Below are 15049 nucleotides of genomic sequence, written 5' to 3' on the forward strand. Positions count from 1 at the left end.
CGCAAGGGTTGACATGGACATAATCGGCGGTTTCTGGACCTCGGTGCTGGCTTTCCTGCTGGTCCTCACCGTGCTCGTCTTCGTGCACGAGCTCGGTCACTATCTGGTTGCGCGCCGCAATGGCGTGCGGATCGAGACCTTCTCCATCGGCTTCGGACCGGAGCTGTTCGGCTTCACCGACAGCGCCGGCACGCGCTGGAAGTTCAGCGCGCTGCCGTTAGGCGGCTACGTCAAGATGTTCGGCGACGCCGACCCGGCCAGCACGCCCGGCGCCCATCTGACCGGCATGACGGAGGATGAGCGGGCGGTGTCCTTCCACCACAAGCGGGTGGGTCAGCGCGCGGCGATCGTCGCCGCCGGACCGATCGCCAACTTCCTGTTCTCCATCGTCGTGCTGGCCGTGCTGTTCATGACGGCCGGGCAATCCTTCACCCCGCCCGACGTTGGCGGCATCCAGCCGGGCAGCGCTGCCGAGCGTGCCGGCATCCAGCCGGGCGACCTGATTCTGTCTGTCGACGGCACCGATGTGCAGCGCTTCGAGGAAATCCGGCAGATCGTCTCCATCCGGCCAGGGCAGCCTCTGGCAGTCGAGTTGAAGCGCGATGGCCGGGTGATGACGGTTACAGCGACGCCTGATTCGCAGTCCGTCACCGACCGACTCGGGAACAGCCACCAGATCGGCCTGCTCGGCATCAGCCGCGGCAGCGTCGGAATGATGCGCCACGACCCGCTGACCGCGGTCTGGCAGGCGGGACGAGAGGTCGCAGGCATGATCACCGGCACCTTCACCGCGCTGGGCCAGATGGTCCAGGGATCGCGCGGAACCGAGGAGCTGGGGGGGCCGCTGCGCATCGCCCAGATGTCGGGCGAGGTGGCGCAATCCGGCTGGTATCCACTGATCTGGTTCATGACCTTCCTGTCGGTGAACCTTGGGCTGATCAACCTCTTCCCGGTGCCGATGCTGGACGGCGGCCACCTGCTGTTCTACGCCTTCGAGAAGCTGCGCGGCCGGCCGCTCGGAGCGCGAGCGCAAGAATACGGTTTCCGAATTGGATTGGCCTTGGTATTAACGCTCATGGTCTTCGCCACGTGGAACGACCTGGTTCAACTGCGCGTGGTCGATTTCTTCCGGGGACTGGTCTCCTGAGCCCAGCCCCTTGCCAGGGAGCGTGATTTGCCGGTGTCGAGCAAAGTTCTGGTGGCGGGCCTGCTGGCTGGCTGCGCCATGACGACGGTGTCTGTCGCCCACGCCCAAACCGCGGCCGCGCCCGGACGGGCGCCTGCGGGGTCCGGGTCCATGGTCGCCCAGGTGTTCAGCGGCGGTACGGTGCGCGATATCCGGGTCGAAGGCACCCAGCGAATCGAACCGTCCACGGTCCGCTCCTATCTGACGATCCAGCCCGGCGACCCGTTCGATCCCGACCGGATCGACCAGTCGCTGAAGGCGCTGTTCAACACGGGCCTGTTCGCCGACGTGGTTCTGAAGCGCCAGGGCGACGCGCTGGTGGTGACGGTGGCCGAAAACCCCATCATCAACCGCATCGCGTTCGAGGGGAACCGGCGCATCGACAAGGAGACGCTGGAGAAGGAAATCCAGCTGCGTCCCCGCGTCGTCTATACGCGCACCCGCGTCCAGAGCGATGTTCAGCGGATCCAGGAAATCTACCGGCGCCAGGGTCGATTCGCCGCGACGGTTGAGCCGAAGATCGTCCAGCTCGACCAGAACCGTGTCGATCTGATCTACGAGATCAATGAGGGGGTGCGCACCGGCGTGCGTGGCATCACCTTCATCGGCAACGAGCATTTTTCCGACGGGACGCTGCGCGAGACCGTCCAGACCAAGGAAACCGCCTGGTGGCGTTTCCTGTCGTCCGACGACAACTATGATCCGGACCGCCTGAACTACGACCGCGATCTGCTGCGCCGGTTCTACCTGAAGGAAGGCTACGCCGATTTCCGCGTGGTCTCGGCCGTGGCAGAACTGACGCCTGACAAGTCGGACTTCTTCATCACCTTCACGATCGAGGAAGGCGAGCGCTACAAATTCGGCAAGGTCGACATCAAGACTTCGCTCAAGCAGCTCGACCCGACGGTTCTGCAGAACAGCGTGATCACCACCGAAGGCGACTGGTACAACGCCCAGAAGGTGGAAGACACCATCACCAAGCTGACGAACGCCGTCGGCGATCTGCAATATGCCTTCGTCGATGTGCGGCCGAGAATTTCGCGCAACCGCGATGCGCACACCATTGATATCACCTACGAGATCAATGAGGGGCCGCGCACCTTCGTCGACCGCATTGATATCAGCGGTAACGTCCGCACTCTGGACAAGGTGGTGCGCCGCGAGATGCTGTTGTCTGAAGGTGATCCCTTCAACGCTTCCAAGTTGAAGCGGTCTGAGCAACGCATCAAGGATCTGGGCTTCTTCGAGCGCGTGAACATCACCACCGCCGAGAGCAGCGCGCCCGACCGCACCGTTGTGAATGTCGATGTGGCCGAGCAATCGACCGGTGAAATCTCGATCGGCGCAGGTTTCTCGACCTCTGACGGTCCGTTGGGTGACTTTTCTATCCGCGAGCGCAACCTGCTCGGCCGGGGGCAGGATCTGCGCCTGGGCGCTACGCTGTCGGGTCGTCGCCAGCTGTACGATATCTCCTTTACGGAGCCGTACTTCATGGATCGGGACCTGTCGGCGGGCGTCGACATCTTCCGGACGCGTTACAATTATCAGGACGAAAGTTCGTTCAACGAGAAGAACACCGGCTTCGCTCTGCGCCTGGGTTATCCGCTGACTGAGCGGCTGCGCCAGCGCGTCTATTACCAGCTGCAGGACACGCTGATCGAGGAAGTGCCGACCACCGCGTCGAAGTACATCCAGGAGCAGCGCGGCGAGCGCCTGACCTCGCTGATCGGTCAGGAGCTGACCTATGACGTCCGCAACAGCAAGCTGACGCCGACCGAGGGCTATTTCATCCGTCTGACCAACGACATCGCCGGATTTGGCGGGTCTGTTCGCTTCCTGCGGAACAAGTTGGCCGGTGGCTACTACATTCCACTCGGCGAAGACCAGTGGGTGCTGAGCACAACGGGCGAAATCGGCTACATCCATGGCCTCGGCCAGAAAGTACAACTGGGCGACCGCTTCTTCATCGGCGGCGATACACTGCGTGGCTTCAAGACCGCTGGTATCGGTCCTCGCGATCTCAGCACCGGCGATGCGCTGGGCGGCACCCGCTATGCCCGCGCCTCGGTTGAGATGAGCTTCCCCTTTGGCCTGCCGGAAGAGTTCGGCCTGCTTGGCCACGCCTTCACCGATGTCGGCACGCTCGGCAAGGTCGACATCAGCGATCCGAACGTGAAGGATGACGAGACCATCCGCGTCTCCGTCGGCACCGGCGTGTCGTGGAAGTCGCCGTTCGGGCCCATCCGGCTCGATGTCGCACTGCCGATCCGCAAGGAAGGCTACGACAAGAAAGAGCTCATCCGCTTCAGCTTCGGAACCAGGTTCTAAGATGCAATTCACCCAGACGAAGGCGCCATATCGCGTCGCCGCCCTGTCGGCCGTGACGGTCGCCGGCCTCCTGTTCGCCGTCACGTCGGCCCAGGCACAAACCCAGCCGAAGGCCGAGCCTCCCAAGGCGGCCGCTGCCACCCCCCCGGCTCCGGGTGCGGAACTGAAGGCACCGGTCATCGCGGTGATCGATGTCCAGAAGATCATGCAGGAATCAGCTGCCTCGAAGGGCATTACCAAGTCCTTCGAATCTCTGCGCGATTCCTACCAGAAGGAAATCTCTGCGCTGGAGGACAAGCTCCGCAAGACCGAGGACGAGCTGCGCAAGCAGCAGACCGTCTTGTCGCCTGAGGCGCTTGCCACCAAACGACGCGATTTCGAAAAGCAGGTTGCCGACGTTCAGAAGACTGTCCAGAACCGCAAGCGCGCCCTTGAGACCAGCTTGAACGAAGCGATGGCTGTCGTGCACAAGACGATGGTCGACGTGGTCGCCGAGATTTCCCGCGAGCGCGGCGCCAACCTCGTTCTGGCCCGTCAGCAATTCGTCTTGGTGGATACCCAGCTCGATGTCACCGACACGGTGATGGAGCGGGTCAACAAAAAGCTTCCGCAGGTTGCGCTGAACGTTCCGAAGCAGTGATGCCTTTCTGATCAGGGCCGTCGCCGTCCCGACCGGGGAGGTGACGGCCCTGTTGCATTTCCGGGTTCGGCGGTTGCGGTCGCCGCGGAAATGGGGCAAGAAAGCTGAGCGAACAATAAGGTGCCGGCGTTTCTTCAATGGAGCGGCGGCGCCCGTTCTCCGGGAACGGAGAATGATGAACCCTATCGGTTGTGGTGGAAAGGCGGGCGGCCGGACAATGGACGTGACGGCGGACAACAACGCGCAAAGCAAGAAGATCGACGACATCGACATCACGCGGATCATGAAGATGATTCCGCATCGCTACCCGATCCTGATGATCGACCGGGTGATCGATGTGACGCTGGGCGAAGGCGCAACCGGCGTGAAGAATGTCACGATCAACGAGCCCTTCTTCCAGGGCCATTTCCCGTCGCGTCCGGTGATGCCCGGCGTGCTGATCATCGAGGCGATGGCGCAGACCTCCGCCGTGCTGGTGGTTGCCACGCTCGGGCCCGAGGCGGAAGGCAAGCTGGTCTATTTCATGACCGTGGATGAGGCGCGCTTCCGCCGTCCGGTTACTCCCGGTGACACGATCCACATCCATGTGACCAAGCAGCGTCAGCGCGCCAATGTGTGGAAGTTTAAGGGCGAGGCCAAGGTCAATGGCGTCCTCGTCGCCGAAGCCATCTATTCCGCCATGATCCTGGACGAAAAATGACCGTCACCATCCATCCGTCCGCCATCGTCGATCCCGCGGCCAAGTTGGGCGAGGGAGTCGCCATCGGCCCCTTCTGCGTCGTCGGCCCCGACGTCACGCTGGGCGACGGCGTTCGGCTGGTTTCGCATGTGGCTGTGGACGGGCGTACCAGCATAGGCTCCGGCACCGTCATCTATCCGTTCGCGTCCATCGGCCATCGGCCGCAGGACCTGAAGTTCCACGGTGAGCCGTCCGAACTTATCATCGGTGCCCGCAACCAGATTCGCGAGCATGTGACGATGAATCCCGGCACCGAAGGCGGCGGCATGATCACCCGCGTCGGCGACGACGGGCTGTTCATGATGGGTTCGCATGTGGCTCATGATTGCATCGTCGGCGACCATGTGATCATGGCGAACAATGCCACCCTGGGCGGCCATGTGACGCTGGGCGACTATGTCATCATTGGTGGGCTTTCCGCCGTGCGTCAATTCGTTCGCATCGGCTCCCACGCCATGATCGGCGGCATGTCAGGCGTCGAGAATGACGTGATCCCCTTCGGTCTGGTCATGGGCGACCGTGCCCGACTGGCGGGGCTGAACCTCGTCGGACTGGAGCGGCGCGGCTTCAAGAAGGACGACATCCACGCCCTGCGAGCGGCCTACCGCATGCTGTTCGGGCCGGAGGGGACCTTCGCCGAGCGGGTGGAGGAGGTGGGTCGCGACTTCGGTGAGCGTGCCCTGATCTCTGACGTGCTGTCCTTCATCCGTGCCAAGGAAGCGCGCTCCCTCTGCCAACCGCGCGAGAGCTGAGGCGACCGGCCGATGGCCGATATCCTTAAGGCTACCGGTCCAAAGCTGGCGATCCTGGCCGGTGGCGGCACATTGCCGGCCAGGATCGCCACCGCGGTGCTTGGGCAGGGGCGGGAAGTCTTCGTCGTCGCCTTCCACGGTCACACCGATCCTGAGACGGTCGCCGGGTTTCCGCATTTGTGGAGCCGCTTCGGTGCCGCCGGCAGTATCCTGCGCCGCCTGCATGAGGAGGGCGTGGGGGAGGTCGTGCTCGCCGGGCCGGTGAAGCGTCCATCCTTTACCGAACTGATGCCCGACTGGCGCACCGCACGTTTCCTCGCCCGTGTCGGCACGCGCGCGCTCGGCGACGACGGCCTTCTGCGCGCCGTGGTGCGCGAGGTGGAGGAGGATGGCTTCCGTGTCGTCGGCCTGCATGAGCTGCTGAAGGAACTGCTGACCACGCCCGGCCCGGTCGGCCGTCTGGTCCCGGATGCCGATGCGGAGCGCGACATCGCCCGCGCGGTGGAGGTCGCCCTTGCCCTGGGAGCGCTCGATGTCGGGCAGGGGGCGGTCGTCCAGCAGGGCATCGTTCTGGCGGTCGAAGCCATCGAGGGCACCGATGCGATGCTCGACCGCTGTGCCGGCCTGTCGCGTCCCGGACCCGGCGGGGTGCTGGTCAAGGTGAAGAAGCCGAAACAGGACCGCCGCATCGATCTGCCGACCATGGGCGTGACCACCGTCGAGAAGGCCGCCGCCGCCGGGTTGCGCGGCATCGCGGTGGAGGCCGGCGGCAGCCTGCTGGTCGACCGCGCCGCTGTTGCGGAGACCGCCGACCGGCTCGGCCTGTTCGTCACCGGCATCGAGAGTCCGCAATGAGTGCCGCATCGGTGGACGGCGACGTCCCGATCCTGTTCCTGATCGCCGGCGAACCGTCGGGCGATGCGCTGGGCGCGCGGCTGATGGCGGCGGCGAAGCGGCTGACCGGCGGCAAGGTGCGCTTCCTCGGCATTGGCGGCGAGAAGATGACGGCGGAAGGTCTGGTCAGCCTGTTTCCCATGGGCGAACTGACACTGTTCGGCATCTTCGAACTGCTGCCGCATCTGCCGAATCTGCTCCGCCGGATCGACCAGACCGTCGCCGAGATCGTCAGACTGCGGCCGGACGTCGTCGTGGGCATCGATTCGCCCGGCTTCACCGTCCGGGTGGCGAAGAAGGTGCGCGCTGCCGAGCCCGCCATCCCGTTGGTCCACTATGTGGCCCCCACGGTCTGGGCCTGGAAGCCAAAGCGGGCAGCCAAATATGCCGCCATCTACGACCATCTCCTCGCCGTTCTGCCCTTCGAGCCCCCTTATTTCGAGAAGGAGGGGCTGGCCTGTACCTTCGTGGGTCACTCAGTCGTAGAGGGGCGCGCAGGGAAGGGCGACGGCGCGGCTTTCCGCGAGCGGCATGGCATTGCGCCAACTGAGCGGATTGTCGCCATGCTGCCTGGAAGCCGCAAGGGAGAGGTGTCGCGCCTGCTGCCGGACTTCCGCGCGGCGCTGGACCTGCTGCGTCCGTCCCATCCCGATCTGGTGGCGGTGGTGCCAACGGTGGCGACGGTGCGCGATCGCGTCGCCGCCGCCATCGCCGACTGGCCGGTCCGTACCCTGCTGGTCGAGGGGGACGCCGAGAAGTACGACGCCTTTGCGGCGGCGGAGGCGGCGCTCGCCGCATCGGGGACTGTCGCATTGGAATTGGCGCTCGCACGGTTGCCGACAGTTATCGCCTACCGGCTGAACCCGATCACTGTCGCGCTCTATCGCAGGCTGATCCGGGTGAAGTACGTCAATCTGGTCAATCTGATGCTCGATCGGATGCTGGTTCCGGAACTGCTGCAGCAGGACTGCCGGCCGGATAGACTGGCGGCCGAGTTGGGGCGTCTGCTCGACGATCCTGCGGCGCGCCAGACACAGATCGATGGCGTCGCCGAGGTGGCACGCTGGTTGGGGCAAGGCGATACCCCGCCCAGCGAACGCGCCGCCCGTACCATCCTGAACGTCGTTGTCCAACGCCGCCCTGTAAGCACCTGAACAACCGCCCAGTCAACCGCCAAGCGGGAGAAGAGAGACAATGAGCGAATTCCGTCTGCTGCACACGATGCTGCGTGTTCTCGATCTGGAGAAGTCGCTGGACTTCTATACCCGTCTGCTCGGCATGAAGCTGCTGCGCCGCAACGACTATGAAGGCGGCCGCTTCACCCTGGCCTTCGTCGGCTATGGCGACGAATCCGACACTGCCGTCTTGGAACTGACCCACAATTGGGACCAGAAGGAGCCGTACGAGATCGGCACCGCCTATGGACACATCGCACTCGGCGTTCCCGACATTTACGGCACCTGCGAGAAACTGGCCGCGGAAGGCGTGACGATTCCGCGTCCGCCGGGGCCGATGAAGCACGGCACCACCGTGATCGCCTTCATCGAGGATCCCGACGGCTATAAGGTCGAGTTGATCGAGAGGAAGTGACCGTTCAGCCGGTCATTGGCTTCGGACGGGGGGCGTGGTCGGCAACGGCCGCGCCCTTGTCATATGTGGACGGCGCCGGATCGCGGCGGAAGCGGGCGCGGTAGCTGGCTGGGCTGATGCCCAGCCGCTGGCGGAAATGATGCCGCAAGGTGGCGGCGGATCCGAAACCGGCGAGAGTCGCGACATCCTCCACCGGCAGGGTGCCGCGTTCCAGCAGGTCGCGGGCGCGGTTCAGCCGCTCCGCCGCCAGCCAGTCGCCGGGCGTGGTGCCGGTCAGTGCCTGGAACCGGCGCAGGAAGGTGCGCAGGCTCATCCCGGCCCGCGAGGCCATGCTGGACAGGCTGTGGTCCTCCGCCAGCGTCTCCCGCAGATGGTCGAGCAGCGGGCCCAGGCGGGCGCCCTCGCGGGCGGTGGGCACCGGCGCCTCGATGAATTGGGCCTGGCCGCCCTCGCGGTGGGGCTGGACCACCAGACGGCGCGCGACGCTGTTCGCGGCATCGGGTCCGAAATCGCGGCGCACCAGATGCAAACAGAGGTCGATGCCGGCGGCGCTGCCGGCGGAGGTCAGGATGTTGCCCTCGTCCACATAGAGCACGTCGGGCACCACCCGGATGTCCGGATAAAGCTCCCCGAGCGTTGCGGCATAGCGCCAATGGGTGGTCGCCCGGCGGCCCGTCAGCAGACCGGCCGCAGCCAATACGAAGGCACCGGAACAGATCGACAGAATGCGCGCTCCGCGGTCATCGGCCCGGCGCAGCGCCTCCGACAAGGGGGCGGGCACCGGTTCGCGCGCGCCGCGCCATCCCGGAACCACGATGATGTCGGCCTGGTCGAGCAGATCGAGCCCGCCATCGGCCTCGATGCGGATGCCGCCCACCGCGCGCAGCGGGCCGGGATCGAGCGCGGCCACGGCGAAGCGATACCAGCTGGGGCCGAGTTCCGGGCGCGGCAGGCCGAACACCTCGACGGCCACGCCGAACTCGAAGGTGCACAGACCGTCATAGGCGAGAGCGACGGCAAGCGGTGGCGTGGCGTTTGGCATGATCTGAACGATAGCTGTCAGTCACGCCACTTTCCAGCGGAAGCGGCGGTTGGAATGATGTGGCCGGCAACCGATCAGGAGAGTTCCATGGCCAGTTCAGTTACCGAGATTCCGGCCGCGTCGCCGGAAGATGCCGCCGCCCATTTCGCCCGCAAGCTGTCGCTGGAGACCGACTGCTGGGACGTGCATGAGTCGTTGAAGTCGGGCAGTCCCGACTTCGTCCTGCTCGACGTGCGCGGACCGGCGGCTTTCGCCGGCGGGCATGTGCCGGGAGCGCTGAACCTGCCGCATGGCAAGATAACGGAACGGCGGATGGCGGAATGGGATGATGGGACGCTGTTCGTCGTCTACTGCGCCGGCCCCCATTGCAACGGGGCGGATCGCGCGGCCTTGCGGCTGGCGCGGATCGGGCGGCCGGTCAAGCTGATGATCGGCGGCGTGACGGGCTGGATCGACGAAGGCTTCGCGCTGGAAAGCGCAATCTGAGCGGCTTGCTCAGATAAGAACGATCCCGGCGATCAGGGCAAGGATCAACACATAAACGACCATCCGGCGCACCCGCCAGCCAAGCGGTGCCCGGTTGTCGTTGGCCGGCGAGCGCAGACGCACGCGCCGGGCCGGAACGATGTACGCAGTGGGATCCTGGGCGGCTCCGTTGGAGCCGCCCATTCCCATATGGGCTGTGGGCCGGTTAGCCACGCTCGGCCAGCGGCACGAAAGGCCGCTTGGTGTCGCCGGTGTAGAGCTGACGCGGACGGCCGATCTTCTGCACCGGGTCTTCGATCATCTCCTTCCACTGGCTGATCCAGCCGACGGTGCGGGCCAGCGCGAACAGCACGGTGAACATGCTGGTCGGGAAGCCCATCGCCTTCAGGATGATGCCCGAATAGAAATCGACGTTCGGGTAGAGCTTCTTCTCGATGAAGTACTCGTCCGACAGCGCGATCTTCTCCAGTTCCATCGCGATGTCCAGCAGCGGCTCGTCCTTGATGCCGAGCTCGCCGAGAACCTCGTGGCAGGTCTGGCGCATGACCTGGGCGCGCGGGTCGTAGTTCTTGTAGACGCGGTGGCCGAAGCCCATCAGACGGAAGCTGTCGTTCTTGTCCTTGGCGCGGCGGACGAACTCGGGGATCCGGTCGACCGAACCGATCTCCTCCAGCATCTTCAGCACGGCTTCGTTCGCGCCGCCATGGGCCGGACCCCACAGCGAGGCGATGCCGGCGGCGATGCAGGCGAACGGGTTGGCGCCCGACGAACCGGCCAGACGGACGGTGGAGGTCGAGGCGTTCTGTTCGTGGTCGGCATGCAGGATGAAGATCTTGTCCATCGCCTTGGACAGGATCGGGTTGACCTTGAACGGCTCGCAGGGCGTTCCGAAGGTCATGTAGAGGAAGTTCTCCGCGTACGACAGGTCGTTGCGCGGGTACATGAAGGGCTGGCCGGTCGAATACTTGTAGGCCATCGCCGCGATCGTCGGCATCTTGGCGATCAGACGGTGCGCGGCGATCTTGCGCTCCTGCGGATCGTTGATGTCCAGCGAGTCGTGATAGAAGGCCGACAGGGCGCCGACGACGCCGCACATGATCGCCATCGGGTGGGCGTCACGGCGGAAGCCGCTGTAAAACTTGGTCAGCTGCTCGTGCACCATCGAGTGGCGGCGCAGGATGTTTTCGAAATCCGTGCGCTCTGCAGCGGTCGGCAGGTGGTTGTTGAGCAGGAGGAAGCAGACTTCCGGGAAGGTGGAGTTCTCGGCCAGCTCGTCGATGGCGTAGCCGCGGTGCAGCAGGACACCCTCGTCGCCGTCGATGTAGGTGATGCCCGACTCGCAGCTGCCGGTGGAAGTGAAGCCCGGATCGTAGGTGAAATAGCCGGTCGCGGCGTAGAGCTTGCGGATGTCGATCACGCTCGGCCCGACGCTGCCGTGCAGGATCGGCATCGTGACCTGCTTGCCCGTTTTATTGTCGATGAGGGTAACGGTGTCCTTGCCGTCCTCGGTCTGGGTCATCTCGGCACGTCCTTATCGTTGAGGGTCGGGCTTGGTGCCCTTTTTTCGTCGGCGCAGCATAGTTCCATGGCAGCCCGATGGCAACGCACGGAAATGACCATTATGCTGCACCCGCTGCATCGCGGATGCGAGAAAGCGTCGCCTCACGGCCCAGCAACTCAGCCACCTCGAAGATCGGCGGCGACACCGTCGAACCGGTCAGCGCGGCGCGCAGCGGCTGCGCCACCTTGCCCAGTTTTTCGCCTCGTGCCTCGGCGAAGGCGCGGACCTGAGCCTCCAGTGCAGCGGCGGTGAAGTCCGGTTCGCCGGCAAAGGCTTCGGCCAACTCCCTCAACAGCCCGCGGCCCTTTTCGTCCAGCAGGGCGGATGCTTTTTCGTCATAGCCGAGCGGCTGCGCAGCGACGTAGAAGCGGGCGCTCTGCGCCAGATCGACGACGGTGCGGGCGCGCTGCTTCAGGCCGTTCATCGCCCGTGTCAGAAGGTCGCGATCCGCATCGGTCAGACTGCGGCCCAGGTCCGCCTCCAGCCGCGGGGCGATCAGCCCGACCAGCCGGGAATCGTCAGCCAGACGCATGTAGTGGGCGTTCAGGTTTTCCAGCTTGGCGAAATCGAACCGCGAGGGCGAGCGGCCGATGCTCTCCAGATTGAACCATTCGATGGCCTGTTCGGTCGAGATGATCTCGTCGTCGCCATGCGACCAGCCGAGCCGCAGCAGGTAGTTGCGCACGGCTTCCGGCAGATAGCCCATGTCGCGGTAGGCATCGACGCCCAGCGCGCCGTGACGTTTTGACAGCTTGGCGCCATCCGGTCCATGGATCAGCGGGATGTGGCCGAAGCGCGGCAGGTCCCAGCCCATGGCGTTGAAGATCTGGATCTGGCGGAAGGTGTTGGTCAGATGGTCGTCGCCGCGGATGACGTGGGTGACGTTCATGTCGTGGTCGTCCACCACCACCGCCAGCAGATAGGTCGGCGTGCCGTCGGCGCGCAGCAGGATCAGGTCATCCAACTGGGCGTTCTGCACCGTGACCTCCCCCTGGACGAGATCGTTCAGGACCGTCTGGCCTTCCTGCGGCGCCTTCAGCCGGATCACCGGAGCGACGCCGGGAGGCGCGTCGGATTCGGGACGGTCGCGCCAGCGGCCGTCATAGCGCATCGGCTGGCCGGCGGCCTTCTGGGCGGCGCGCATCTCCTCCAGCTCTTCCGGGCTGCAATAGCAGCGGTAGGCCTTGCCGGCAGCCAGCATCTGGTGCGCCACCTCGGCATGGCGGTCCTTGCGCTCGAACTGGCTGACCGCGTCGCCATCCCAATCCAGGCCCAGCCACTGCAGCCCGTCCAGGATGGCGTCGACCGCCGCCTGGGTCGAGCGTTGCCGGTCGGTGTCTTCGATCCGCAGCAGGAACTTGCCGCCGGTGTTGCGGGCGTACAGCCAGTTGAACAGGGCGGTGCGGCCACCGCCGATGTGCAGAAAGCCGGTCGGCGACGGAGCGAAGCGGGTGACGACGGTCATCGGTCTCTCAATTTCCGGTTCGGCGCTGGTATGATGCGCCGGTGGTTCGACACCGTGGTTTAACACAGCCACCGGGTTGGGAGGCAATGCGATGCGCGCATGGACGGTCGTTGAGGGGCACGCGGGCGGCATCGCTGCGCCGGGAGGCCGTTGCCGGTGACCGTCGCCGGATGGCCGGACGAGGAGACGGACGGTCCCGCTGCATCCGGTGGGAGGTGGCGGCGCCTGTGGTTTCACATCGGGCGGCGACTCGCGGCTGTGGCGGAGGCGGAGGGCGACCGGTGGGTCCTGTGGCTTCCGGTCGCCTTCGGGGCGGGAGTGGCGCTGTATTTCGGCTTGATGAGGGAGCCGGACTGGTGGGCCGGAGCGGCGGCCTGTGGGGGCTGCACTGTCCTGCTTCTGGTCCTGCGGCGCTGGTTCGCGCTGTTCGGTGCGGTGATGGCATTGATGATGGTGGCGGCGGGGTTCCTGGTGGCGCAGGGCCACAGCGCGCGGGTGGCGGCGCCGGTGCTGACCCGCGTCATCACCAGCGCAACCGTCACCGGACGCGTGATGGCGGTGGAGCGCCGGCCGGGTGCCGTCCGCATCACCCTGCGGGATCCGACCGTCAGCCGCCTGCCGCCGGAACAGACACCGGCTGCCCTGCGCATCCGCCTGTCGGATCGCCATGCCGGGCCGGAGCCCGGATCGGTGGTGAGCCTGCGCGCCACGCTGCTGCCGCCCCAGGCTCCCGCCGAACCGGGGGCCTTCGATTTCCAGCGGCGGGCCTGGTTCATGGAACTGGGCGGCACTGGCTTCGCCACAGGTGCGGTGGACGTGGTCGAGGCGCCGCCGGTCACGGGCTGGCGCGTGGTGACGGTTGCCTTCGAGCGCGCGCGCGGTGCAATCGCCGAGCGGGTGACTGCGGCCATCGCCGACCCGGTGGAGGCCAGCGTCACCACGGCGCTGCTGAATGGGGAGCAGTTCGGCATCCCGGATGGGACGCTGGAGGATTTCCGCAACAGCGGGTTGGCGCATCTGCTGTCGATCTCCGGCCTGCATGTGGGGATCGCTGCCGGCATCCTGTTCTATGTCGCCCGCGCCCTGCTGGCGCTGGTGCCGTATGCGGCCCTGCGCTGGCCGATCAAGAAGATCGCGGCGCTGTTCGGCATCCTGTCGGCGCTCGCCTATACGCTGCTGGTCGGTGCGCCGCTGCCGACGGTGCGGTCAGTGCTGATGACGGGCATGATCATGGGCGCGATCATGCTGGACCGCCACCCGCTGAGCATGCGGCTGGTCGCCTTCGCCGGACTGGTCACCATCGCCATGGATCCGGAGGGGATGCTCGGCCCCAGCTTTCAGATGTCATTCGCGGCGGTGGTGGCGCTGATCGCCGCCTTCGAGCGCGGCAGTTCGCGGATGGCGGAATGGCGCAGCGAGGCGGGATGGCTTCTGCGCGGCCTGCTCTATGTCGGCGGCATCCTGTTGACCAGTGTGGTGGCGACGCTGGCGACGCTGCCGTTCGCGCTCTTCCATTTTCAGCAGATCGCCTTCTATGGCGTGCTGTCCAATCTGATCGCCATTCCCATCACCTCCTTCTGGGTCATGCCATGGAGCCTCATCGCCTATGCCCTGATGCCCTTCGGGCTGGAGGCGCCGGCACTGATCGCGATGAACTGGGGCGACCGGGCGGTGATCTGGACGGCGGAGTTCTTCGGCCGCCTGCCCTGGGCGTCGATCACCGTGCCGGCGATGCCGGTGGAAGGCTTTGCGGTGCTGGTTCTGGGTGGAATCTGGCTGTGCCTCTGGACGAGGCGGTGGCGCTGGCTGGGGCTGCTGCCGATCATGGCAGGGTTGGCGTCACCGGCATTGGTGACCCGGCCGGACGTGCTGGTGGCGGCAGATGGGACGGTGATGGCGGTGCGGACGCCGGACGGTCGCCTCAGTGCTTCGGGGAAGACCGGCGGGCGGGTGACGGAGACATGGCGGGAACGCGATGGCGAACGCACCGCCGCCGATCCCTGGCCTGTGGCGGGGGGGTGGAGCGAGGGGGAACGGTCGCTGAGTTGCGACCTGCTGGGATGCCTGTACCGGGTGAAGGGGAGGACGGTCGCCCTGCCGCGGTTGCCGGATGCACTGGACGAGGATTGCGGGACGACCGATGCGGTGGTGACGGCCGCGGTGGCTCGGGGATGCCGGTCCGGGGTGGTGGTCGACCGCTGGTCCCTGCGGCATGAGGGAGCGCATGCGCTGAGGGTGACGGCGGGCGGAATAGAGGTTGAGACGGTGCGGGGGCTGCGGGGGGAACGGCCTTGGACCGGGGGGAGGTGATGTTGCCCCCTTCCTAACGCTTGCCCCCTCCCCATCCCTCCCCCGCTTTGCGGGAG

The 15049-nt window shown here is 65.8% G+C and carries 14 protein-coding genes; 10 read left to right on the top strand and 4 right to left on the bottom strand.

All coding sequences use genetic code 11. The features are described from left to right. Window positions 1–13: 13 nt before the first annotated feature. From rseP to gloA, 8 genes are all read left to right on the top strand, one after another. A complete protein-coding gene (gene rseP / locus A6A40_RS04580; RefSeq protein WP_063634338.1) occupies window positions 14–1147 on the top strand; it encodes an RIP metalloprotease RseP in 1134 nt (377 codons plus the stop codon). A 33-nt stretch (window positions 1148–1180) separates the two neighbouring features. Then, window positions 1181–3514: an outer membrane protein assembly factor BamA gene (gene bamA, locus A6A40_RS04585; protein ID WP_418208605.1), complete on the top strand. Its 2334-nt coding sequence runs from the start codon at window positions 1181–1183 to the stop codon at window positions 3512–3514. 1 nt (window position 3515) lies between these two features. Then, the gene (locus A6A40_RS04590) at window positions 3516–4154 is read left to right on the top strand and encodes an OmpH/Skp family outer membrane protein (RefSeq protein WP_063634340.1); all 639 of its coding nucleotides are present in this window, start codon (window positions 3516–3518) and stop codon (window positions 4152–4154) included. Window positions 4155–4371: 217 nt separating this feature from the next. After that, the gene (fabZ, locus tag A6A40_RS04595; RefSeq protein ID WP_014247430.1) at window positions 4372–4854 is read left to right on the top strand and encodes a 3-hydroxyacyl-ACP dehydratase FabZ; all 483 of its coding nucleotides are present in this window, start codon (window positions 4372–4374) and stop codon (window positions 4852–4854) included. After that, window positions 4851–5645: an acyl-ACP--UDP-N-acetylglucosamine O-acyltransferase gene (lpxA, locus tag A6A40_RS04600; RefSeq protein ID WP_063634341.1), complete on the top strand. Its 795-nt coding sequence runs from the start codon at window positions 4851–4853 to the stop codon at window positions 5643–5645. The genes fabZ and lpxA overlap by 4 nt, the downstream gene beginning before the upstream one ends. Before the next feature lie 12 nt (window positions 5646–5657). Then, window positions 5658–6500: an LpxI family protein gene (locus A6A40_RS04605; protein WP_063634342.1), complete on the top strand. Its 843-nt coding sequence runs from the start codon at window positions 5658–5660 to the stop codon at window positions 6498–6500. After that, window positions 6497–7693, top strand: coding sequence for a lipid-A-disaccharide synthase (lpxB, locus tag A6A40_RS04610; protein ID WP_063634343.1), 1197 nt, complete (start codon window positions 6497–6499; stop codon window positions 7691–7693). Before A6A40_RS04605 ends, lpxB begins: the two co-directional genes overlap by 4 nt. Window positions 7694–7733: 40 nt before the next feature. Further along, window positions 7734–8129, top strand: coding sequence for a lactoylglutathione lyase (gene gloA, locus A6A40_RS04615; RefSeq protein WP_063634344.1), 396 nt, complete (start codon window positions 7734–7736; stop codon window positions 8127–8129). Window positions 8130–8133: 4 nt separating this feature from the next. Here the strand turns inward: gloA and ftrA are convergent, their stop codons facing one another. Further along, window positions 8134–9171: a transcriptional regulator FtrA gene (gene ftrA / locus A6A40_RS04620; RefSeq protein WP_063634345.1), complete on the bottom strand. Its 1038-nt coding sequence runs from the start codon at window positions 9169–9171 to the stop codon at window positions 8134–8136. Window positions 9172–9258: 87 nt separating this feature from the next. Between ftrA and A6A40_RS04625 the strand changes: the two genes are divergently transcribed. Continuing rightward, window positions 9259–9657, top strand: a complete 399-nt coding sequence (locus tag A6A40_RS04625) for a rhodanese-like domain-containing protein (protein ID WP_063636118.1) — start codon at window positions 9259–9261, stop codon at window positions 9655–9657. Between the two features lie 9 nt (window positions 9658–9666). On the opposite strand, the gene A6A40_RS30660 is transcribed toward A6A40_RS04625, so the two are convergent. The 3 genes from A6A40_RS30660 to gltX form a co-directional block, all read right to left on the bottom strand. Continuing rightward, complete coding sequence (locus A6A40_RS30660) at window positions 9667–9840, bottom strand: hypothetical protein (protein ID WP_158279276.1); 174 nt, start codon at window positions 9838–9840, stop codon at window positions 9667–9669. Window positions 9841–9862: 22 nt separating this feature from the next. Next, complete coding sequence (gene gltA, locus A6A40_RS04630; RefSeq protein WP_063634346.1) at window positions 9863–11176, bottom strand: citrate synthase; 1314 nt, start codon at window positions 11174–11176, stop codon at window positions 9863–9865. Window positions 11177–11276: 100 nt separating this feature from the next. Beyond that, complete coding sequence (gltX, locus tag A6A40_RS04635; RefSeq protein WP_063634347.1) at window positions 11277–12683, bottom strand: glutamate--tRNA ligase; 1407 nt, start codon at window positions 12681–12683, stop codon at window positions 11277–11279. Window positions 12684–12839: 156 nt separating this feature from the next. Between gltX and A6A40_RS04640 the strand changes: the two genes are divergently transcribed. Beyond that, window positions 12840–14993, top strand: coding sequence for a ComEC/Rec2 family competence protein (locus tag A6A40_RS04640; RefSeq protein WP_063636119.1), 2154 nt, complete (start codon window positions 12840–12842; stop codon window positions 14991–14993). Window positions 14994–15049: the final 56 nt, after the last annotated feature.

It is taken from the genome of Azospirillum humicireducens, assembly GCF_001639105.2.
In the GTDB taxonomy this organism is placed as follows: Bacteria; Pseudomonadota; Alphaproteobacteria; order Azospirillales; family Azospirillaceae; genus Azospirillum; species Azospirillum humicireducens.